At 59.9% G+C, this 21,257-nt stretch carries 19 protein-coding genes; 12 read left to right on the forward strand and 7 right to left on the reverse strand.

Going from position 1 to position 21,257, the window contains the following annotated elements:
* Nucleotides 1-101: 101 nt before the first annotated feature.
* The 7 genes from MSNKSG1_RS12535 to MSNKSG1_RS12565 all read left to right on the forward strand — a co-directional run bounded on the left by MSNKSG1_RS12535 (nucleotide 102) and on the right by MSNKSG1_RS12565 (nucleotide 6,699).
* Nucleotides 102-1,067 (forward strand): sterol desaturase family protein, encoded by a 966-nt coding sequence (locus MSNKSG1_RS12535; RefSeq protein ID WP_008939650.1) that lies wholly within the window; start codon nucleotides 102-104, stop codon nucleotides 1,065-1,067.
* Nucleotides 1,042-1,992, forward strand: a complete 951-nt coding sequence (locus tag MSNKSG1_RS12540; RefSeq protein ID WP_008939651.1) for an alpha/beta hydrolase — start codon at nucleotides 1,042-1,044, stop codon at nucleotides 1,990-1,992. Before MSNKSG1_RS12535 ends, MSNKSG1_RS12540 begins: the two co-directional genes overlap by 26 nt.
* Nucleotides 1,992-2,774: a molybdate ABC transporter substrate-binding protein gene (gene modA / locus MSNKSG1_RS12545; RefSeq protein WP_008939652.1), complete on the forward strand. Its 783-nt coding sequence runs from the start codon at nucleotides 1,992-1,994 to the stop codon at nucleotides 2,772-2,774. The genes MSNKSG1_RS12540 and modA overlap by 1 nt, the downstream gene beginning before the upstream one ends.
* A gap of 13 nt (nucleotides 2,775-2,787) precedes the next feature.
* Nucleotides 2,788-3,468, forward strand: coding sequence for a molybdate ABC transporter permease subunit (gene modB, locus MSNKSG1_RS12550; protein ID WP_008939653.1), 681 nt, complete (start codon nucleotides 2,788-2,790; stop codon nucleotides 3,466-3,468).
* Entirely contained in the window at nucleotides 3,465-4,541 is a 1,077-nt protein-coding gene (gene modC, locus MSNKSG1_RS12555; protein ID WP_008939654.1) for a molybdenum ABC transporter ATP-binding protein, read from the forward strand. The genes modB and modC overlap by 4 nt, the downstream gene beginning before the upstream one ends.
* A gap of 106 nt (nucleotides 4,542-4,647) precedes the next feature.
* Complete coding sequence (locus MSNKSG1_RS12560; protein ID WP_008939655.1) at nucleotides 4,648-5,544, forward strand: alpha/beta fold hydrolase; 897 nt, start codon at nucleotides 4,648-4,650, stop codon at nucleotides 5,542-5,544.
* Between the two features lie 99 nt (nucleotides 5,545-5,643).
* A complete protein-coding gene (locus tag MSNKSG1_RS12565; RefSeq protein WP_008939656.1) occupies nucleotides 5,644-6,699 on the forward strand; it encodes an alpha/beta fold hydrolase in 1,056 nt (351 codons plus the stop codon).
* Between the two features lie 28 nt (nucleotides 6,700-6,727).
* On the opposite strand, the gene crp is transcribed toward MSNKSG1_RS12565, so the two are convergent.
* The gene (gene crp, locus MSNKSG1_RS12570; RefSeq protein ID WP_007153756.1) at nucleotides 6,728-7,369 is read right to left on the reverse strand and encodes a cAMP-activated global transcriptional regulator CRP; all 642 of its coding nucleotides are present in this window, start codon (nucleotides 7,367-7,369) and stop codon (nucleotides 6,728-6,730) included.
* Between the two features lie 243 nt (nucleotides 7,370-7,612).
* Here crp and MSNKSG1_RS12575 point away from each other — a divergent pair, with 243 nt between their 5' ends.
* From MSNKSG1_RS12575 to MSNKSG1_RS12590, 4 genes are all read left to right on the forward strand, one after another.
* Nucleotides 7,613-8,035, forward strand: coding sequence for an OsmC family protein (locus MSNKSG1_RS12575; RefSeq protein ID WP_008939657.1), 423 nt, complete (start codon nucleotides 7,613-7,615; stop codon nucleotides 8,033-8,035).
* A gap of 227 nt (nucleotides 8,036-8,262) precedes the next feature.
* On the forward strand, nucleotides 8,263-9,054 hold the full coding sequence (gene speD / locus MSNKSG1_RS12580; RefSeq protein WP_008939658.1) for an adenosylmethionine decarboxylase: 792 nt from the start codon (nucleotides 8,263-8,265) through the stop codon (nucleotides 9,052-9,054).
* A 156-nt stretch (nucleotides 9,055-9,210) separates the two neighbouring features.
* Nucleotides 9,211-9,813 (forward strand): FMN-dependent NADH-azoreductase, encoded by a 603-nt coding sequence (locus MSNKSG1_RS12585; RefSeq protein WP_008939659.1) that lies wholly within the window; start codon nucleotides 9,211-9,213, stop codon nucleotides 9,811-9,813.
* Between the two features lie 33 nt (nucleotides 9,814-9,846).
* On the forward strand, nucleotides 9,847-10,692 hold the full coding sequence (locus MSNKSG1_RS12590; protein WP_008939660.1) for a pirin family protein: 846 nt from the start codon (nucleotides 9,847-9,849) through the stop codon (nucleotides 10,690-10,692).
* Between the two features lie 8 nt (nucleotides 10,693-10,700).
* Here the strand turns inward: MSNKSG1_RS12590 and MSNKSG1_RS12595 are convergent, their stop codons facing one another.
* The gene (locus tag MSNKSG1_RS12595) at nucleotides 10,701-11,567 is read right to left on the reverse strand and encodes a phosphoribulokinase (RefSeq protein ID WP_008939661.1); all 867 of its coding nucleotides are present in this window, start codon (nucleotides 11,565-11,567) and stop codon (nucleotides 10,701-10,703) included.
* Between the two features lie 20 nt (nucleotides 11,568-11,587).
* Nucleotides 11,588-15,337, reverse strand: a complete 3,750-nt coding sequence (locus MSNKSG1_RS12600; RefSeq protein ID WP_040886908.1) for a DUF1631 family protein — start codon at nucleotides 15,335-15,337, stop codon at nucleotides 11,588-11,590.
* Nucleotides 15,338-15,502: 165 nt separating this feature from the next.
* On the opposite strand from MSNKSG1_RS12600, the gene MSNKSG1_RS12605 reads away from it, so the two are divergent.
* Nucleotides 15,503-16,573, forward strand: coding sequence for an aminopeptidase (locus MSNKSG1_RS12605; RefSeq protein ID WP_008939663.1), 1,071 nt, complete (start codon nucleotides 15,503-15,505; stop codon nucleotides 16,571-16,573).
* On the opposite strand, the gene argA is transcribed toward MSNKSG1_RS12605, so the two are convergent.
* Genes argA through argB form a run of 4 tightly spaced genes read right to left on the reverse strand, consistent with a single transcriptional unit; the run spans nucleotide 16,547 to nucleotide 21,246 of the window.
* A complete protein-coding gene (gene argA / locus MSNKSG1_RS12610; RefSeq protein WP_008939664.1) occupies nucleotides 16,547-17,854 on the reverse strand; it encodes an amino-acid N-acetyltransferase in 1,308 nt (435 codons plus the stop codon). The two genes, MSNKSG1_RS12605 and argA, sit on opposite strands and share 27 nt — an antisense overlap.
* Before the next feature lie 13 nt (nucleotides 17,855-17,867).
* On the reverse strand, nucleotides 17,868-19,037 hold the full coding sequence (gene argE / locus MSNKSG1_RS12615) for an acetylornithine deacetylase (protein ID WP_040886909.1): 1,170 nt from the start codon (nucleotides 19,035-19,037) through the stop codon (nucleotides 17,868-17,870).
* Nucleotides 19,038-19,072: 35 nt separating this feature from the next.
* Nucleotides 19,073-20,326 (reverse strand): LSm family protein, encoded by a 1,254-nt coding sequence (locus tag MSNKSG1_RS12620; protein WP_008939666.1) that lies wholly within the window; start codon nucleotides 20,324-20,326, stop codon nucleotides 19,073-19,075.
* 23 nt (nucleotides 20,327-20,349) lie between these two features.
* Nucleotides 20,350-21,246, reverse strand: a complete 897-nt coding sequence (gene argB / locus MSNKSG1_RS12625) for an acetylglutamate kinase (protein WP_008939667.1) — start codon at nucleotides 21,244-21,246, stop codon at nucleotides 20,350-20,352.
* Nucleotides 21,247-21,257 lie beyond the last annotated feature (11 nt).

A 21,257-nucleotide genomic window follows, 5' to 3' on the forward strand; every position in this document is an offset into this window, starting at 1 on the left:
CCGTGTCGCAATGGGCCATCGGCATTGGCGTAATGTGACACCGCGCGGACCGGGGATTGTGGCACCATAACCTGACAACAAGACCCTTTGCGGATACGGCTATGACCCTGATCGACATGATGCAAAACGTGCTGCAGAACAGTGGGCTGCTGCCCCTGTGGCACATGATCGCACCCTGGCTGGCGCTGGACGAGCGCCAGCTTATCTTCGTGTTTGCAACCCCGGTTTTTATTGCCGTCGCCTTCTGGGAATATCTCCGGATACGACACGATCCCCGGTTGATGGATACCCGGGAGGCCATCCGGAATTTTGCCCTCGGAGCTGGCTACCAGGTCACCGAACTGCTGTTCGCCGGCATTATCGCGTTTCCTCTCTATGCGTTTTGTTACCACCACAGACTGTTTGACCTGGAGCTCAACGCCTTCACCGCTTTCGGAACCTTCCTGGGGGTGGATTTCTGTTTCTACTGGATGCACCGGGCCAGCCATCGGATGCGCTGGTTCTGGGCCGCTCATGTGGTACACCACTCGTCCGAACGGATGAACTTTTCCACCGCCATGCGCCAGAATGCCACCAATATTTTCAACGGTATGTGGATCTTCTACCTGCCACTGGCGCTGATCGGCTTCAATCCGGTCTGGATCGGTGTGGCCTACGCCTTCTCACTGGTGTACCAGTTTTTCATCCATACCACCCTGGTCGGACGACTGCCTGGCTGGCTCGAGCAGGTCTTCAATACCCCCAGCCACCACCGCGTCCACCACGGGCGCAACCCGGGATACATCGACCGGAATTACGGCGGCACACTGATACTCTGGGACCGACTGTTCGGCACCTTCGTCGACGAAGATGCCCAGGATCCACCCCGATACGGAATTACCCGTCCGGTGCACTCCAACAATCTTATTGTCCTCTGGACTCACGAATACGTGGACCTGTTCCGCGACATGGCCCGGCCTGGCGGATTATGGTCACGACTCAAACACCTCTGGAAGCCGCCGGAATGGGAAAGGCCGGCATCAATGGATGAAAACAGCCCCCATGAACGAAGACACTCTGAGTATTGAGGCCGACGACGGCAGATCCATCAAGGGCACCCTCGTCGCCCCGGCAAACCCCGAAGCCGTCCTTGTCATTGCCCACGGCATGGCCGAACACGCCGGCCGCTACCTGGAGCTGGCCCGCTGGATGGCACAGCATGGAATAGCCGTGGTGGCCTGCAATCATCGGGGACACGGTCCCGAATGCCCGGCGGACCAAAGGGGGCACTACAGTGACGCGCAGGGTTGGCACAAAGTGACCGATGACCTGCACCGGGTCATTCTCCACAGCCGGCAGGCCTTTCCGGGCCTGCCGGTAAATCTTCTGGGCCATAGCATGGGCTCGTTCATCGCGCAGAGCGTGGCCCAGCAATATGGCTCCGACATCGACACCCTGATTCTCAGCGCCACCAATCGAATCAACCGGGGTGAACTGCTGCCTTCCCGGTTCCTGGTGAGCCTGATCCGGGCATTCCGGGGACGACACCATCGCAGCCGCCTGATCGCGGGACTGACCTTCGGCAAATTCAACCGCCAGTTTCAGCCCAACCGCACCGATTACGACTGGCTCAGCCGCGATACGGAGCAGGTGGACCAATACATTGCCGATCCCTCCTGTGGGTTCGAATGTTCTGTCGGCCTGTGGCATGATTTCATAAGTGGTATGCTTTCCATCGATCCGAAAACCTGGCGACGGGATCTGCCGGTTCACCTGTTTGCCGGAAGCCGGGACCCGGTCGGCGAAATGGGCGCGGGCATACGCACCCATTTCCAGGCCATTCGCGAGGCGGGTATTCAGACAGTGACTCTCAGACTCTTCGAGGAAGGCCGACACGAAATGCTGAACGAAGTGAATGCTGCCGAGGTGACCAACTACCTGTACTCCCTTTGTCGGCGCCAGGCTTCCAACACCAGTGCAACCGATGACAACCCGATTCCAACGACAGCCTGATGGTACGCATTGACGCACCAGCGGTTTCCTCTCCGCTGTTCCGGACCGTTGTCTTCCTGATCCTGCTCGTGACAGGCTCTCCGGGGTTTGCCGGCGAGGTCCGCATCGCCGTCGCTGCAAACTTTACCGACACGACACACGCCCTGATCACCGCATTCGAGACCCGAACCGGCCACCGGGCATCCGCCAGCTTCGGGTCAACCGGGAAACTCTACGCCCAGATCCGGAACGGGGCCCCGTTCGACGTCTTCCTCGCGGCCGACGCCAGACGCCCGCGACTTCTCGAGACCGAGGGACGGGCGGTAGCCGGCACCCGGTTCACCTACGCCATCGGAAAACTGGCGCTCTGGACACCCGAGGCAAACGCGTTCGAGAAACCGGAAACTTTCCTGGCATCGACGGCACTTGCCCGGGTCGCCATCGCGAATCCTAAAACGGCGCCTTACGGGCTTGCCGCCAGGCAGGCGCTGAAATCCATGAATCTCTGGGATTCGCTGCAACACCGAATCGTCCGGGGGGACTCGATCGCCCAGGCCTTCCAGTTTATTGCCTCCGGGAACGCCGGCGCCGGATTTGTCGCTCTGTCCCAGATCAGGTCCTGGGATGGCCAGGCGGGGACTCAATGGCTGGTCCCGCAATCCTATTACGCCCCTCTCGAGCAACAGGCGATCCTGCTTGACCGGGGCAAGACGAACCCGGCAGCACAGGCCTGGCTCGACTTCCTGAAAAGCCCGGAAGCCACCGGTATCATTCAAGGGTACGGGTATGAGGGCCTGAAGTGACTGGTAAGGGCCAATGATCGAGACCTACTGGGAACCCGCCTGGCTGACGCTCAAGCTGGCCGGACTGACAACGCTTCTGCTATTGGTCGTCGGTACGCCGATCGCCTGGTGGCTGGCCAGAACCAAACACTGGCTGCGTCAGCCGATTGCCGCCGTGGTCGCCTTGCCGCTGGTACTGCCACCAACCGTCCTCGGCTTCTATCTGCTCCTGGTCATGGGGCCGGAGGGCGTCGTTGGCCAACTGACGGAGAAACTGGGCATCGGCCTTCTGCCCTTCACGTTCGAAGGGCTGGTGGTTGCATCCATGCTGTACTCCCTGCCTTTCACCGTGCAGCCGCTCCAGAACGCCTTTGAATCAGTTCATGCGGGCTTTCTCGAAGCCGCAGCCACCTTGCGGGCATCGCCGCTGGACCGTTTCTTCACGGTCGTCGTCCCCATGGCCCGCAACGGCTTCCTGACCGCCGGGGTGCTGACCTTCGCCCATACCATTGGCGAATTCGGTGTCGTGCTGATGATTGGTGGCAACATTCCCGGCGAGACCAAGGTTCTGTCGGTCGCGATCTATGACCACGTAGAAGCCCTGGAGTATACCCAGGCCCACTGGATGGCCGCCTCGATGGTCGCCTTCTCCTTCGTCGTACTGGTAAGTCTGTATGCCCTCAAAGGGCGTCCGCGCGCGGAAATGGTCCGATGACCGGCCGTATTGATCTCGACTTCCTGTGCGAATTTCCCGGCTTCCGCCTCGACGCACACCTGTCCATGCCGGGCTCCGGGCTGACCGCCCTGTTTGGCCACTCCGGCTGCGGCAAAACCACATTGTTGCGCTGTATCGCCGGGCTCCAGACCTGTGCCGGCTCCCTCTCGGTCAATGGCGAGGTCTGGCAGGATTCAAAGGTCCATCTGCCGGTCCACCAGCGCCCACTGGCCTATGTGTTTCAGGACACCACCCTGTTCCCCCATCTGTCGGTCAAGCGAAACCTGGAGTTTGGTTATCGCCGGATCCCCGAATCCGACCGGGCTCTGTCGTTCGACGATGTCGTCTCCTGGCTGGGGCTGGCCCGACTTCTCACGCGCATGCCGGCCGGACTCTCCGGTGGAGAACGTCAACGAGTCGCCATTGCCCGTGCCCTCCTGACCAGCCCGCGACTGCTGCTCATGGACGAACCCCTGTCGGCACTGGACCAGCGGAGCAAACAGGAAATCCTCCCCTATCTGGAGAACTTGCGTGACCGGCTGGCCATGCCAATCCTCTACGTTTCCCACTCGGTGTCCGAAGTGGCGCGTCTGGCCGATCACATCGTGATCATGGACCAGGGGCAGGTCGTCGACGAAGGCCCGCTGCAGGCCACGCTGGCTCGGCCAGACCAGCGCTTTGGACTGGAAGAGGACGCGGGTGTGATTCTGACTGCCCGCATTTCCGAGCGCGATGACACCTGGCATCTGGCCCGGGCCGAGTTTGACGGTGGCGAACTCTGGCTCCGAACCGATGACCGCATGACCGTTGGCAGCCGGCCCCGTCTCCAGGTCCTGGCCCGGGACGTCAGTATCGCCCTCACCCGCCAACCGGACCAGAGCATCCAGAATCTGCTGCCGGCGACCGTCGATGATATTGTCACCGACATCGCTCCGGGCACCTCGATGGTCCGCCTGATGGCCGGGTCCACGCCTTTCCTGGCCAGGCTCACCAGCCGTTCGGTTCATACCCTCGGCCTGACGCCGGGCCAACCGGTCTGGATGCAGATCAAGTCGGTTGCCATCGTCGACTGAGGTGTCCGTAGAGCGCGGTTTATGGCCCCTTTGGCCCTCTTCGAATCCGCAAGGGCGGAGTACCCTGCTCCTGACATTTCAACCCATTGTCAGGCTGATCCAAACCATGAACGGCACAGAACATCGAATCGCCAGTGGCAACATCCAACTGCACGCCGTTACCAACGGCGATCCCGGAAACCCCGCCCTGGTCATGGTGCATGGGTATCCCGATAACCACCGGGTATGGGACAGAGTCGTTCCCGAACTGGCCCGCGACTTCTTTATTGTTCGCTATGACGTCCGCGGCGCAGGCCTGTCAGACAAACCCGGACGCACCCGGGACTACCGACTGCCGCTGCTCAGTCAGGATCTTGAGGCCGTCGTCGAAACGCTGATTCCGGGCCGCCCCTTTCACCTGGTAGCACATGACTGGGGCTCCATTCAGAGCTGGGAATCGGTCACCCATGGTCCACTCACATCGCGCATCCTGTCGTTCACATCCATCTCGGGCCCCAGCCTGGATCACGTCGGGTTCTGGCTGCGCGATCAGGTTCGGGACTTCAAGGGTGGTGGCACATTGCGGGTACTCAGGCAACTGGCCAGCTCATGGTACGTTTTCCTGTTCCAGATACCCGTGGTTCCGGAAGCGTTGTGGCAATCCGGACTGGATCGCCTGTGGCCGGACATCCTGAAAAAACACGAAGGCGTTACCGATGCCCGGTTCAGTCCATTGCAAAAGGCCGATGGTCGGTTTGGCGTCAAACTGTATCGCGCGAACTTTCTGGCACACCTGATCAATCCGGCCAAGCGCTATGCCAACTGTCCGGTCCAGGTTCTGCTCCCCAGCCACGACAACTATGTGGGGCCCCAGCTGTTTGATCAGCTGGTTCGGTGGACCGGGAAACTGACCCGGGTTGAACTGGACGCGCCACACTGGGCGCCACTTACCGCGCCCGACCAGGTGGTCGAGGCAATCCGGAATTTTGTGACCCAGCACCCAAATCCGGCAAGCGCCCCCTGAAATAGCCCATTGACGCCCTGCGTCGGGCAGTGGCGTCAATGTCTCTTCCGGCAATGACTGTAACTCTCGCGGTCCTGATTCATCAGCGAGGGAATGCCCATGCGAACCAACCACTCACCATTTATTCAGCGTCTTCTTACGCTGCTGACCCTGCTTATCCTGACCGTCGCGGGCTCGGGCTGCTCGGCCATTGGCGCGTCCATGAAGGCCACTCCCACCCTGAGCAATTGGGCCGGTTTCACCAGCATGCCGCTGGACGATCTGAAGGCACGGTATACCAATGAGTACTCGCGGTTTGTCCGGGTGAAAGGCTACACCATTCACTATCAGGACCGGGGTTCCGGAGATCCGGTCATCCTGATGCATGGCATCTTCTCAGCACTTCAGACCTGGGACGGCTGGGTCGGAGAACTTGCCAAAACCCACCGGGTGATCGCTCTGGACATGCCGGGTTATGGTCTCACCGGAGGACCGGAAAACCCGGACGATTTCGACGAAGAAAGCGCACTTGACGCCTTTGAAGCGTTCGTCAACAAACTGGACCTGGACAGCGTCTCATTGGCCGGCAATTCACTGGGTGGCTACATCGCCGCGCGATACGCCGCTCGCAACCCCGGCCGGGTCAGTCGACTGATCCTGCTCGATCCCTTTGGCTACCCTCAGGATACCCCCTGGATTCTCGGCCTCGCGACCTTTCCACCCGTCGCCTTTATCGGAAACTACATCCAGCCAGCCTGGGCGGTAACGCTCAACCTGGACTGGGTTTACGGAGATGCCGACAGGATTCAGCAAAAGGATTACGTGCGCTACGTACAGATGAACCAGCGCCCCGGCGCCAAGCCCCTGTATATCCGGACCTTGAAGATGATTGAAGCCCGCGCCGAGAACTTTGATCCCCCGCCTTTCAAACGGATCACGGCGGAGACGCTGCTGATGTGGGGTGGGGAGGATAACTGGGTGCCGGTATCGCTGGCCGGGAAGTGGATGGCAGACATTCCTGAGGCACAACTGATTGTCTATCCCTCAGCGGGACACATACCCATGGAAGAACTGCCTGAAACGACCGTCCGCGATGCGGCCCGTTTTCTTGACCGGGGCTTCGAGGCGGTCAGGAGCCGGACCATCAGCCTGGAGCAGGCATTGAAAGGAAGCTGAGGGCGGGTCCGGCACCCGCCCCCGGGACTCAGCGGGTGCCGTAGACCACCATGGTCTTGCCCTTGACCCGGACCAGACCCTGGTCTTCGAGGGTCTTGAGCACGCGACCGACCATCTCCCGGGAACAGCCGACGATGCGACCAATTTCCTGCCGGGTGATCTTGATCTGCATACCGTCGGGATGGGTCATGGCATCCGGCTCCTTGCAGAGGTCGAGCAAGGTGCGTGCGACCCGCCCGGTCACATCGAGGAACGCCAGATCACCGACCTTGCGGGTTGTCTGGCGCAGGCGAGAGGCCATCTGCTCGCCAATGAAATACAGCACACGCGGATCCTGCTGGGCAATTTCCCGGAACTTGGTGTAGCTGATTTCGGCTACCTCGCACTCGGTCTTGGCCTTGACCCATGCACTTCGGGAGTCCATGTTGTCGAACAGGCCCATTTCACCGAAGAAGTCTCCGGCGTTCAGGTAGGCCATGATCATTTCACGACCATCATCGTCTTCGATAATGACCGTCACAGAGCCCTTGACGATGTAAAACAGGGAGTCGCTCTTGTCTCCGGCGTAGATAATGGTGCTCTTGGCTGGGTAACGCCGACGATGACACTGCGACAGGAAGTAGTCCAGGTGCTTGGTTTTCTGCTCAACCGGCTTGACGATAGTGGCCATAGTGCGAGTCATGCCTCCTCAAAAACTGGCGGGTTCCGATGTTTGTTATTTAACCCGGCTTTCCCTGCGGGTTCTGTCATTTTTCTTGAAAAACACGCCAACTTATAACAAGAAGCCTTGTTTCGGGCAACCGGAAAGCACCTCATGCGGCAACTTTGCGGGATCCGGCGACGGCTGTTCCCCGGAGCCGACTGTGCTAGCATCCGCCTTCAACCAGACCTGACTTACGGAGACCGCCAAACCATGAAAGCAACCGTCGACTGGACCGGCAATGCCAGTTTCAAGGCCACCAGTGGCAGTGGTCACAGCATTCAGCTGGATGGGCCACCGGATCACGGAGGTGAGAACCTCGGCCCCCGGCCCATGGAGATGCTGCTGATGGGCGTCGGTGGTTGTTCCGCGTTTGACGTCATGAGCATCCTGAAGAAGAGTCGTCAGGACGTCACCGCCTGCCATACCGAGCTTGAGGCAGAACGGGCAGACGCTGTCCCCGCCGTTTTCACGAAGATTCACCTGCACTTCGTGGTTACCGGACATAGCCTGAAGGAAAACCTGGTCAAGAGGGCGGTGAGCCTGTCAGCGGAGAAATACTGTTCGGCTTCCATCATGCTGGGCAAAGCGGGCGTGGAGATCACGCACAGCTATGAAATCCGTGACCCTGCCTGACCGGCCTGCAGGTGCGTCATTCCGGCGGGAATTACGGATGCTAAAATGTCATTGCAAATACTATTCAACACCACTTGCGGTGTGCATAATACGCGCCTTCTCCGCCGGTCTGCGCAAAAGGTGAACAACGGATTCACCGGGTCAGTAGTCGGTGGCGGCCTCGGCAGGACACCGAAAGCGCCAACGGTCCTGCAGTCATTCATCTCCAATGTCCGGAGGGGCTGAGCATGGAAACCAAACTCCAGCTGCACGGTTTCAACAACCTGACCAAATCCCTGAGTTTCAATATTTACGATATCTGTTACGCGCAGACCGAAGAACAACGCGAAGCCTACATCGACTACATCGATGAGATGTACAACGCCGAGCGTCTGACCCAGATCCTGACCGACGTGGTCAAGATCATCGGCGCCAATGTTCTCAACATCGCGCGCCAGGACTATGAACCCCACGGGGCGTCCGTGACCATGCTGATTGCCGAACACGAAGTCGGTAATGGTGAGACGGACAACGAGGAGTCACCGGGGCCTCTTCCGGACACGATCCTGGCCCACCTCGACAAGAGCCACGTCACGGTTCACACCTACCCGGAGAGCCATCCCCACGACGGCGTCAGCACGTTCCGGGCCGATATCGATGTGTCGACCTGTGGCCTGATTTCACCCCTGAAGGTGCTCAACTACCTGATCCACAGCTTCGATTCCGATGTGGTCACGGTGGATTACCGGGTTCGCGGTTTCACCCGCGACGTGGATGGGACCAAGCATTACATCGACCACGACATCAACTCGATCCAGAATTACCTGACCGAGGATACCCAGAACGCGTATCAGATGATCGACGTCAACGTGTACCAGGAGAACCTGTTCCACACCAAGATGATGCTCAAGGATTTCAAACTGGACAATTACGTGTTCGGCGTGAATGCCAGCGACCTCGGTCCGGGCGAGGCCCAATCCATCGAAGAACGCCTGCGGCGTGAAATGCTCGAGATCTTCTATTCCCGCAACGTGGAATAGCGCTTTCCGATGCGGTTCGGGCGCGCCGACGGCGCGCCGGTTCCTGCATCAAATTTTCTGAACATACCCTCCAGTTTTCTCCGATTTCTTCCCGACCCGAAACGCAGTTCAATAGTCTCAACACATCGGATTTACCGAATTCAGGAGACATTGAACATGAAAACCATCCTTGTTATTACCGCCAGCATCTTTGGCGAAGATGGCCAATCCTCACAACTCGTCAGCCGGACCCTGCAGCAGCTGCGTGAAACCCACGGGGATTTCCGGACGATCCACCGGGACCTCGCTGCCGATCCCGTGCCCCACCTGGATGCCTCGCGGTTTGGCGCTTTTCTGGCCAGCCAGGACAGCCGCGATGGGGATCAGCAGCGGATCGTGGATTATTCAGATTCCCTGATCAATGAAATTGTAGAAGCCGACGTCATCGTCATGGGAGTCCCCATGTACAACTTTGGCATTCCCTCCGCGCTGAAGGCCTATTTCGACCACATTGCCCGGGCAGGAGTCACTTTCCGGTATACCGAGAACGGGCCGGTAGGCCTGCTCGAGGATCGTCCGGTCTACGTGCTGTCGGCCAGGGGCGGGATCTACGCAGGGACCCCCAACGACTCGCAAACACCCTACATCCGGTCGTTTCTCGGTTTCATAGGACTCAAGGACGTCCACTTTGTCTATGCTGAAGGTTTGAACCTGGGCGACGACCAGAAACAGCGAGCACTGGACCGGGCGGACCGCGACATTGAAACTCTGACCGCGTGACATCGCGAATCACCTCAACACAGGAGGTTCACCATGACTGAACGTACGCTCAAACAGATCATCCCTGGCGCGGAGACATCCGACGGGGCCGGCGTTCGCATCAAGCGGTCACTGGGACAACAGCAGACGGTTCGGCTTGATCCTTTTCTGATGCTGGATGAATTCGGATCGTCCGATGCCCGGGACTACATTGCCGGTTTCCCGTCGCACCCGCACCGGGGCTTCGAGACGATCACCTACATGATCGAGGGGCACATGCTCCACGAGGATCATCTCGGCAACCGCGGAAACCTGCGCAATGGTGGTGTCCAGTGGATGACGGCGGGAAGCGGCATCATTCATTCAGAGATGCCACAACAGGAAGAGGGCACCATGCGCGGCTTCCAGCTCTGGCTGAACCTTCCCGCGGCGGAAAAGATGACCAGGGCCGGCTACCGGGATATCCAGCCGGAAGACATCCCGGAGGTGACCTTCCCGGGCGGGCGACTGAAGCTGATTGCCGGTGACCTGGTGATGTCAGGCGAGCGGGTCCTGGGCGCTGTCAGTGATCGCAGCACCCAGCCTGTCTATGCCGATCTTGTCCTCGAGGCCGGGGGCCGCGCGACCCTGCCCGTCCCTGCCAGCCACAACGCCCTGTTGTACCTGTATGAGGGCAGTGCCGGCGTTGGCGGGGAGGTGCTTCCTCTCAGCGCCGCCAGCGTTCTGGACGACGGCGACGAAGTGACCGTTACCGCCGGCGATACGGGAGCCAGACTGTTGCTCATCGCGGGCAAGCCCATCGGTGAACCGGTGGTCCAGTACGGGCCCTTCGTCATGAACACCCGTGAGGAAATCGAACAGGCACTGCGGGATTACCGGGATGGAACGCTGACAGCCTGAACGGCCGCTCAGCCATAGGGTCTCTGGTCCATCAGTTGCCGGAGCCTGGGCCGGATGATCAGGTCCATGGCCAGCGCCATCTTGTTACCGGGAACCACGAGGGTGTCATAGCGGGACAGGCTGCTTCCCGGAATCATCTGGAGCAGCCTGGCAAAGGCGACATCGCTCGAATCCCGGAACCGGATGACCACCATGCTCTCGTCTTCCGTGGGAACATCCCGCACCACAAACGGGTTGGAGGTATCCACCAACGGTACCCTCTGGAAATTGATGTCGGTATGGGAAAACTGCGGCACGATGTCGTGCACGTAATCGTCCATGCGGTTGATGATGGTCTGGACAACGGCGTCTTCGCTGTAACCGCGCTGGTTCGTATCCCGATGGATCTTCTGGATCCACTCCAGATTGACGATGGGCACCACACCGATCAGAAGGTCCACGTATTGGGCGATGTCATAGGCCTCGCTCACGACACCCCCGTGCAGCCCCTCATAGAACAGCAGATCCGAGTCGGGAGCCAGCGGCCCCCACGTCGTAAAGGTACCCGGCTTGTACCCCGCCTCGATCAGGTCCCGGTCTTCATCGTGAACATACTGCCGGTACCGGCCGTTACCGGACTGACCGTAATCGAAGAACAGGGCTTCTAGCTTATCGATGTGATTGGCGGCCAGGGCAAAGTGGTTGCGCTCACCGAACTGCCCCTTGGCGGCCAACCGGGCCATCTGCTCCCGGTTATAACGGTGAAAGCTGTCCCCGCTGACCATGGCCGCCTGCAGTTTCTCGCTGGCAAACATGCGACGGAAAATACGCCCTGTGGTGGTCGTACCGGCACCGCTGGAGCCGGTAACCGCAATGATCGGATGGCGTTTTGACATGCAGGAGACCGCTTCCCGAATCAGTAGAGACTGTCCAGGGATCGGGGCTTTTCAACCACGAACCCCTGAGCGTAATCCACGCCCAATTGCCTCAGCATATCCAGAACCTCACGGGATTCAACCTGGGATGCAATGATTTCTCGTTTCATATAATGCGCCATATCCACCATGGATTTGACCATTGCCCTGTCGGTCTCGCTGGAGGTGAGCTGACTGGTAAAGGCACTGTCGATCTTGATGAGGTCCACGGGCAATGAGCGCATAAAATGGAAAGAGCTGGGCCCGCTGCCAAAGTTGCCGAGGCAGAAACGGCAGCCGAGTTCTTTCATCTCGCGAATAAAATCCGCCACGCTTTCGACGTCGTTGATGGCCGAGGCCTCGGTGAGCTCGAACCAGAGTCGTTCGATGGGCGCGTCCTTTTCGCTCAGTTTTTCGTAGATAAACTCCAGCAGCGTCTGGTCATTCAGGCTGTAGCCGGACAGGTTGATGCACACGCCACCAAAATGTCTCGGGTCCGGCGCATTAACCCGCAGCCAATCCAGCATGTGGCCGACCACCCAGCGATCCACCATCTGCATCCGGTCATAACGCTCAGCCATCCGTACGAAATCGTGGCCGGTAATCAGGTTGCCGGCATCGTCATACATGCTGATGAGGATTTCATACTGAGGCGCCATGACGGTACCGGGGTGGAGCGGAATGATCTTCTGACAACGCAAAAGCATCCGCTCTTCATCCAGGTTGCCCAGACTCGCCACCTTGGCGGCGATCTGTTCCTGGCGCAGCTGGTCATTGGCATCGGGTGCATATTCAACCACCTGGCCCGGTCCCTGCTGCCTTGCCTCGGAAAGTGCCTGCTCCGATGCGCGCAACCACCGCTCCGCGTTGACCAGCGCCGGGAGAGTCGGCACCAGGCCGGCACTGGCCGACAACTGGTAGGACCGCCCGCCGAACTGGAACGGTTCGGCCTCGATCAGTCGAATTAATTCTCTCGCGGCGTCCAGACCGCGCTCTGCGGGCACCAGCATGGCGAACTCGTTACCGCTGAGCCTTGCCACCGGCATGCCATCGACCACGTTCTGCTTGAGAAGCTCTGAAACCTGTTTGAGGGCTTCGTCCCCTGACTGGTAACCGGCGGTATCGTTCAGCAGGCGGAAGCCCCGGAGATCCAGCCGGAGAAGCGCCCGCTCGTCTTCCTGGCGAGCAAGTTGCTGGTCGAGCATTCGCTCGAACTCACGCCGCCCCAGCAGCCCCGTCAGTTCGTCGTGGGTGGACGCCCAGGACAGCTGATCGTAGACATTACGCACCATGCGATCGATGCTTTCGTCCACCAGCGGCCGTTCGTACTGGCTGTCGGGCACAATGATGCCCTTGCGCATCTGCCGTGCGAGGGATTCAAGATCGAGCTCCACCACCCGCATACCCTGGTGGTTTACGAACACGAATCGACTGAAGCCGCGGGCGATCCAGACCAGTCGGATATACTGGGGCTCGTCCGGTTTCTCCTGGTCACGGAGCCAGTCTCCGGTCCGGAGCTGCTGGGCCCGGTTGATCCAGCGTTGCAGACTTTTCTGCTCCCGCTCCGACAGAACCTGTTTCTTCTCTTCCTCAGCTTGCGCTTCGGGGACTTCCACCATTTCCGGCGACTTGTCGGGACTGCGAACGAGAAACTGTTTCAGCTCATCGCGGATTTGAGATGAGGGCATGTGATTGCTCGAAATGGACGCCAGGCCATCCTGTATGACCCGCAACAGCTCGGGCAGGTTGATGGTACTGTCCGGATCGTCGGCAAAAGCCAGCAGAGAGTCGATCACCGACAGATAATCCTGCCAGAGCTGGCTGTCCGGGCCCTGGCGAATCCAGGTCAGCGACAACAGGTCACGCCAGCCACCATCAAGCAGACTCAACACAGCTTTGGGGACCCGACGACCGGCCAATCGCTCGTTCAACACTTCGGAAACGGCTTTCTTGGACTCGGCGACCTTCTGCGCGCCTTCCGCCGCAGCGGTAACCCGTTCGACATTGCGCCGGTACACCAGATTCTGTCGATCGATGAGTGAATCCAGCTCCTGTACCGTCTGTTCGAACACGCCGGTGTCCTGTTCGAAGTCGGTGGCAATACGCTGGATCAGCTCATCAATCCGTCGCTGAACCACCGGATTGATCCGTCCGCCCTTTACCCCCAGCTGGGCCAGCCGGTTCATGACGCCCCTGACCGGACTGTTCTGGTCATCAAAGAAGGACGGATCCCGCATGACCACTTTCAATACCGGAACCTCCAGCTGGCGCATGCGCCCCTGGGCGTATTCGCTCAGCTTGGGGCTTTCCACCACGCTCCTGAAGAACCGGTCGACGACGTCCAGTGTGTCCTGCTGCTCTTCGTCGAGCCGATGCTCACCGGTTTCCTTTATCCGCTCGACCACCCGCTCCTTCAGCGGAAGAGCTTCGTGCTCGGCATCCGTCTGTACCGACTGCACCTGAAGCTGCTGCAATTCGCGCTGGAATTCTCCGGCGGACAGCGGCCGGGCTCCCGGCGCAAAGTCAACCGGCTCATGATCCCCCCGGGACAATCGGCTGGCAGTCAGGGTGGAGACCAGGTTCCGGACCGTTGCAAACGCCGTCTGCGCGGCCTGGGCATAGCCGCGAAACTCCTGGCCGACACGGCTCGGCATCGACCTGGCACGCGGGGCACTGGCCTCTCCTGGCGGATTTTCCCGGGCAGCGGATTCAGTAGGCGGGGGCGGGGGCGCCGCCTCCGCCTCTGCAGGCTTCTTTGGCTGTTGTTCGCTCAGGTACTTGCTCAGATCCAGATCCGGGAGCACACCGTGACGAATCAGGATATTGTTGAGCTCCTGGTAAAGCGGTGCCAACTCTCGCAGCACGGTATGCTCAAAGGCCTTGAGACACACCTTTTCAACCTCCCGGGACAGCTTCAGCTGGTTGAGACCGGCGTGAAAGGCTTCGCAGACCAGCGAAGGCCCCAGCGGGTTGTGATGCCCGGTTGCGTTCGCGACACCCAGTTCATCCAGGCGCAACTTCAACTGCAACAGGTCGCCACGATAGAGGGTGTCGGCCTTGGTGACCATAACCCGGATGGTCAGCCAATCTTCAAACTCCCCTTTGTCGACAATCGACAGTTCCGATCCGGGAAACCCTTTCGGCGCCGGTTTCAGCGGCGACTCCAGGCTTTTTGACATGTAATGCCAGATGGCCCGCTGGCGGGACTGGATCTGACCGGAAGCATCCATGTACTCATTGGCAAGCTGGTCATTGGACGCGCGCTGGGCGGCCTGTTTGAGGTCGGCAGCCATGCGCACAAAGCAGGCGTCCATCAGCGGTTCGATGTACTGGGTTACCGCCCTGGCTGCCTGATGCAGAACAAACTGGGTTCGGTCATTGGGAGGGCGCAGCGAGGACCGGTCCTGATGGCGGGAGCCGCCACACAACTTGAGCATCGCTTCAACCGCATCAGGGTTGGAACGGGTGAAGTTGACCCCCATGGCGCCCTGGATCCGGCGTACCACGCTGACGTGAAGCTCATGCCGACGATTGCCTTCGGGACTCCGAAAACGTACGACGAGCTCTGACGGCCCGCCTTTCGACAGCGCCTGATCCAGTTTCCGGGAGGTATCGCCGGAATAACGGATGAATAACCCTTCTGCGCAGAAGTCGGCGATCTGGCAAGGCCATGACTGGCCACTGCCCACCTCGATCTGGGCAGCCAACTTGATGGGCTGACGGGGACTACTACGACGTTCTTTTGAATCCATGAACAACCTGATATCTCGCACCACCACCCCACCAAGGGCCTATCCCCTGCGGCGGCTGACGTCCCTGACACGGTGGACTGGACCACCGGCTACTAAGGGAACCATGACTGTAATATAGTGGCCAGGTTCCAACAGGCAACCAGCCCCAGTATAACACCCGGACCCATGAAACAGCTTAGTCAGATCTATCTTGTTTTGCTACTGATCTGCGGGACCACCGCGTGCACCACCGTGGAATACTACGGGCAAGCGATCTCCGGACACATCCGCCTTTTGGCCAACGCCCAACCCATTTCCGATGTCATCGCCGACCCGGAGACGAGTCCGGCACTCAGAGCCAGGCTGCAGGTAGCACTCGCCGCCCGGACATTTGCCCGGGATTCCCTGGCGTTACCCGTCGGAGATGCCTTCCTCGACTATACCGAGCTGGGACGGCCCTGGGTCGTGGTCAATCTGGTTGCGGTCCCGGAATTCTCACTGCCCCCCCACCATTGGTGCTATCCCGTACTCGGCTGCCAGGCCTACCGGGGCTACTTCAGCCTTGACGACGCCAAACAGGAGCAGTCGGTTTTCGAACAGGAGGGTTTCGATACCTTCATCGGGGCCGTCACCGCCTATTCCACACTCGGCTGGTTTGACGATCCGCTGCAATCCGCGTTCACGGCTCTCTCAAATGACCGGATGGTGGCGCTGATGTTCCACGAACTGGCCCATCGCGTGGTTTACGTCGACAATGCGACCGATTTCAATGAGAGTTTTGCCAAGGCAGTAGAACTGGAAGGCCTCAGGCGCTGGCTGGTCCAGCGCGGAGAAGCCGACCACTTCCCGGCCGTCGAGGCGCGGCTGGAACGTCGCCGCCAGACACAGGCTCTGGTGACGAAAACCACCGCCCGCCTGAAAGCACTTTATCAAGAGGCCGACAGACTGGCACCGCAAACACTCAGGGATCGCAAACAGGCGCTGCTGGATGATCTTGCAAAACGCTACGCGAACGCATCGGAGCACTGGTCCGAACCCGGCCCGTTCGGGCCACCTCCCGTCACGCTCAACAACGCCAACCTGGCCCTGTTTCGCCAATACAACCACCTGGTTCCGGGCTTCCGACAATTACTGAAGGACTGCGACAACCGGTTTCCGGTTTTCTATGATGCCGTCAAAACGCTGGCCAGCCTGCCCGAGGAACAACGCTCGGCCAGGCTGCGTGCACTGTCACAGCGGTTTACAGAAGACCTTTGACGCACGCTTTGCATTGTAGGACGCCAGCTTCGGGCCCGGCAGTGACTGCACGGAGCTCGGCAGGAATCCTCGTTCCCGGAACCAGTGCTCGGTCTGGGTAGTGAGAACAAACAGTTTGGTGATGCCCTGGCTCCGGGCCATTTTCTCGATCATCGAAAGAATGTCATCACCACGACCGGATCGCCGGTAGGCCGGATCCACGGCGAAACAGGAGAGTTCGCCCGCACTTTCATCCGGATAATGATAAAGGGCCGCACACCCGACAATGGTGCCATCGCGCTCAGCCACGACAAACTGGTCGATTTCCGTTTCCAGCATTTCACGGGACCGCCTGACCAGGATACCCTGCTCTTCGAGCGGCTGGACCAGTTCGAGGATACCACCGATGTCTTCCACCCTCGCCTGACGAAGCTGTTCATAGTGATCACTGCTGACCAGCGTACCGGACCCGTCACGGGTAAACAGCTCCTCGAGCAGTGCACCGTCCTGGATATAACTGATGATGTGAGCACGCCTTACACCTTTGACGCAGGCATCACAGGCGGCCTGAAGCAAGGCGGCATCGTGCCCTGTGACCTTGCCCGCAGCCAGTCGTTCGGAGGCCTGGCGGGCCGAGAGTTCACGGATCAGGGAACCGTCTTCCTCCAGCACACCCGGATCATCGATAAATACGATCAGTTTCTCCGCCTGAAGGGCCGCCGCCACCTGGCTGCCAACATCCTCATAAGAGAGATTGAAGGTATCACCGGTCGGCGAATAGCCCATGGGCGGCAACAACACGATATGCCCCAACTCCAGCAGCTTTTCGATGCCGGCGGTATCGATGCGGCGAACCTTTCCGGTGTAGCCGAAATCCAGACCATCCAGTACGCCAACGGGCTTTGCCGCCACATAGTTACCACTGCTTACACGGATCCGGGCATTGTGCATGGGGGAATTGACCAGCCCCATGGACAACTGGCTCTCCAGATACGACCGGAGACCACCGATGGCTTCCATTACCTTGGGAAGATCCCTTTCGGGGGTGATCCGGAGCCCCTGCGAGAACTCCGATTGAACACCGGCATGATCCAGGCAGCGCTGTATCTGGGGACGGGCTCCGAAGGCAACCACCAATCGCACCCCGAGACTGGCCAGAAGGGCGATATCGTGAAGGATGTTGATGAAGTTGCCGTGTTCGATGGCATCGCCCGGCAACGTCAACACCACCGTCCTGCCCCGATGCGCATTGATGTAGGGCGAGGAGTGGCGAAACCCGTGCAGCCAGTCGTTCGATTTCAATTCACAGTCTCCGCTAAAGACAAAATTGCTTGATCAGCCCCCGGAGGATCCGGACGGTTGGATCCAGTTGGGACAGTTCCAGATATTCATCCGGCTGATGCGCCTGATCGATGGATCCCGGCCCCATGACCAGGGTTTCCAGGCCCAGCTTCTGCAGCCAGGGAGCCTCGGTGGCAAACGCCACCGCATGGGCCGTGTGCCCCGTCAACTTTTCACAGGCCCGCACCAGCTCGGCATCGGCCGAGGTTTCAAAGGGCGGAACGCCGTCAAACAGCGGCTCGAACAGCAGGGACAGCGAACGTCGCTCCGCGACCGGCCGGATTCGATCCAGAATCGCCTGCCTGAGGGTGTCCATGTCCATACCGGGCAGGGGCCGCAGATCAAAATGCAGTTCACAGTCGGCACAGATCCGGTTCGGATTGTCACCACCGTGGATACACCCCAGATTGAGCGTTGGCACCTGAACCTCGAAATTCGGATTCTGGTACTTCGCCTGCCACTGCTCTCGCAACGCGAGCAGTTCGGTCAGGGCCTCGTGCATGCCCTCCAGGGCATTACGGCCCAGGGAAGGATTGGAGGAGTGACCGGACTGGCCATCGAAACGAAGACGTTCCATCATGATGCCCTTGTGCATCCGCACCGGCCTGAGACCCGTCGGTTCGCCGATCACCGCATACCTGGCCTTGGGACGCCCGGCCTCGGCCAGTGCGCGGGCACCGTTCATCGAGCTTTCCTCGTCCGCTGTCGCCAGGATGATCAGCGGCTGCCGAAGCTGAACACCAACAACCTCCCGGGCGGCCTCAATGGCGAGCGGAAAGAAGCCCTTCATATCGCAGGTGCCCAGGCCGTACCATCGTCCGTCCCTTTCGGTCAGGGTGAAGGGATCACTCTGCCAGCGCTGATCGTCGAACGGAACGGTATCGGTGTGACCGGACAGAACCAGCCCACCCGGCCCCTGACCGAGTGTGGCAACGAGATTGTACTTTCCGGGCGCGCCGGGGACGTCGAGGATTTCCACGTCGAACCCCATCGGTTCCAACCAGTCCGCGAGGGTGCGGATGACCGCCTCGTTACTGTGGTCCCATTTGGGGGAAGCGCTGCTGATGGACGGTTGCGCAATCAGTCGGGCAAGCATGGATTTGAGATCCGGTAAAGCACCTGTTGTGCCTGCGGAATTCGACATAGAGCCCCCTCAGCCCGTCCCGGGCCTTGTCGCTGTCATTGATTGTGGCCACGACGCCAGACTTCGAAGCCGGTGACGGCCCTCAGTTTCATCGGATAGGTGACTTCCCCGCCGGCGACGACCCGGGCAACCTCCAGCTCCTGGTCGGTAACGCCCACCAGGCGACCCTCTACCACATTGCCGTTGGACAAGGTGATTCGCACCCGGTGGCCCACCCAGCTCGCAGCCTGTTCCACCGAATCAGCATACCATCGCTGAACCGGGCCATCGCCGCCTTGCTCCGGCGCCTTCAATGGCGGTTTCGACGATGGTGGCTCGGGCTCGGCCGCAGCGGTTTTCAGAAATACGTCCGGCACCACCGATCCATTGTACTCGACGCGCCAGCCGGGACTGTCGGCCTCAGCCTCGGTGTCATACACCGGTATGCCAAGCCAGGGCTCTGACGGATGCAGCGCCACCGTCAGCTCACCGCCTTCGGTCAGCCACTGCCGATAGAGTGCCAGCAGCTGATCACTCGCCATCATCCCGCGGGCCTCGAGAGCCGTCTCCAGAGCACTGGCCGCCTGCGAGGCCCAGTCGCCCGCCTGCTCCCCTACTTCCCGGGAACAGTAAGCCGCGACACGTCGCATGAGCCCTCCATCCCGGACGGTCACGATCATCGGCTCTCTGGTACTTGCAAGCAGGGTATCAAGTGACATTGGATCAATGCGGGCACCCTTCCATTGAAGCTCCAGGCTTCCGGTGCCGGCAGTATTCAGCTCGGCATGCACGCCATCGGCCTGCTGCTGCACAAGTGCCTCGCCGGCCAGGCCGGTAATGCCCATGCGCATCAGGTCTCCGCTTCCAAGCTGTTGTCGCGGATCCGGGGCGCACGAGAGCTGAATGAGTGCCGGCTTGCCATCGACCTTCCGACCCTCTGCCGTCACCCAGTTCCGGAACATCGTGGACTCAAGCACCATACCCAGGCCGTCCGCCTGAAGACTCCATTGCGGCGGCATGCGGGATGGATCTACGAGTACCTCAAGCAGCGTCAGGGGTGACCCGGCATCAAAGACGACATGGCCGACGTCCAGGGGCCGGGTCAACCGGAAATCCTGCCAGCTGGCGTTGGTCAGGCGGATGTGGCCATCCAGCCCTGAACTCAGGCTGCCCCGGTCCAGAACGCCGGCCGTCTCCAGTTCCAGTCGGAGCTCCGCCAGTCGCTGATCTGCCAGCCACCAGACTGCCCCCTTGAAGGCGGCAAAGCCCAGGATGGCGAGCAGGATCAACCATGTCAGTAGACGCTTCATGCGGAAACTCCAGAAACCACGGGTCAGTTACGGGAAATCAGTGTACCGACACCCTCGTCAGTAAAGATTTCCAGCAGACAGGCATGGGCGACGCGCCCGTCAATGATGTGGGAGGTACGAACGCCGTTCTCCACTGCGCTGAGTGCACAGCGGATTTTCGGCAGCATGCCACCGTGGATGGTTCCGTCGTCAATCAGATCGTTCACCTGTTGCGCGGTCAGGCCGGTCAGCACCTTGTCGTCCTTGCTCTTGAGCCCGGAGACATTGGTCAGCAGCATCAGTTTCTCGGCCTTCATGGCCTCTGCCACCTTGCCGGCCACCAGATCGGCATTGATGTTGTATGACGCACCGTCAGGGCCGACCCCGATCGGCGCGATCACCGGAATCACGTTGCTGCGGGTCAGCATGTCGATGACCTCGACATTGACACTGGCAACCTCACCCACGTGTCCGATATCGATAATCTCCGGCTTGGCGAATTCATCGGTCCGGTTGACCACTTCGAGCTTACGGGCACGGATCAGATTCGCATCTTTGCCGGTCAGCCCGACGGCGGTGCCCCCATGGGCATTGATCAATGAGACGATTTCCTTGTTCACCTGGCCGCCAAGGACCATCTCGACCACGTCCATCGTTTCCTCATCGGTCACCCGCATGCCATTGACGAACCGGGATTCGATATTCAACCGCTTGAGCAGGTCACCGATCTGGGGCCCGCCTCCATGAACCACAATCGGGTTGATACCCACCAGCTTCATCAGCACCACGTCGCGGGCAAAACTGCTCTTGAGTTCCTCGTTTTCCATGGCGTTGCCGCCATATTTGATCACCACGGTCTTGCCGGTAAACCGTTGAATGTAGGGGAGGCCCTTGCTCAGTACCGAGGCCACCTGCATAGCTGTATCACGATCCAGCGCCATGTTGTTCCTTA

The sequence above is a fragment of the Marinobacter santoriniensis NKSG1 genome (assembly GCF_000347775.1).
GTDB lineage: Bacteria > Pseudomonadota > Gammaproteobacteria > Pseudomonadales > Oleiphilaceae > Marinobacter > Marinobacter santoriniensis.

Coding starts and splice junctions, on each gene's coding strand:
- MSNKSG1_RS12585 (WP_008939659.1), top strand. CDS start 9,211: ATGAAAACCATCCTTGTTATTACCGCCAGCATCTTTGGCGAAGATGGC.
- MSNKSG1_RS12620 (WP_008939666.1), bottom strand. CDS start 20,326: ATGAAGCGTCTACTGACATGGTTGATCCTGCTCGCCATCCTGGGCTTT.
- modA (WP_008939652.1), top strand. CDS start 1,992: ATGGTACGCATTGACGCACCAGCGGTTTCCTCTCCGCTGTTCCGGACC.
- argE (WP_040886909.1), bottom strand. CDS start 19,037: ATGTCGAATTCCGCAGGCACAACAGGTGCTTTACCGGATCTCAAATCC.
- MSNKSG1_RS12535 (WP_008939650.1), top strand. CDS start 102: ATGACCCTGATCGACATGATGCAAAACGTGCTGCAGAACAGTGGGCTG.
- MSNKSG1_RS12590 (WP_008939660.1), top strand. CDS start 9,847: ATGACTGAACGTACGCTCAAACAGATCATCCCTGGCGCGGAGACATCC.
- crp (WP_007153756.1), bottom strand. CDS start 7,369: ATGGCCACTATCGTCAAGCCGGTTGAGCAGAAAACCAAGCACCTGGAC.
- MSNKSG1_RS12565 (WP_008939656.1), top strand. CDS start 5,644: ATGCGAACCAACCACTCACCATTTATTCAGCGTCTTCTTACGCTGCTG.
- MSNKSG1_RS12575 (WP_008939657.1), top strand. CDS start 7,613: ATGAAAGCAACCGTCGACTGGACCGGCAATGCCAGTTTCAAGGCCACC.
- speD (WP_008939658.1), top strand. CDS start 8,263: ATGGAAACCAAACTCCAGCTGCACGGTTTCAACAACCTGACCAAATCC.
- argB (WP_008939667.1), bottom strand. CDS start 21,246: ATGGCGCTGGATCGTGATACAGCTATGCAGGTGGCCTCGGTACTGAGC.
- modC (WP_008939654.1), top strand. CDS start 3,465: ATGACCGGCCGTATTGATCTCGACTTCCTGTGCGAATTTCCCGGCTTC.
- modB (WP_008939653.1), top strand. CDS start 2,788: ATGATCGAGACCTACTGGGAACCCGCCTGGCTGACGCTCAAGCTGGCC.
- MSNKSG1_RS12600 (WP_040886908.1), bottom strand. CDS start 15,337: ATGGATTCAAAAGAACGTCGTAGTAGTCCCCGTCAGCCCATCAAGTTG.
- MSNKSG1_RS12595 (WP_008939661.1), bottom strand. CDS start 11,567: ATGTCAAAACGCCATCCGATCATTGCGGTTACCGGCTCCAGCGGTGCC.
- MSNKSG1_RS12540 (WP_008939651.1), top strand. CDS start 1,042: ATGAACGAAGACACTCTGAGTATTGAGGCCGACGACGGCAGATCCATC.
- MSNKSG1_RS12560 (WP_008939655.1), top strand. CDS start 4,648: ATGAACGGCACAGAACATCGAATCGCCAGTGGCAACATCCAACTGCAC.
- MSNKSG1_RS12605 (WP_008939663.1), top strand. CDS start 15,503: ATGAAACAGCTTAGTCAGATCTATCTTGTTTTGCTACTGATCTGCGGG.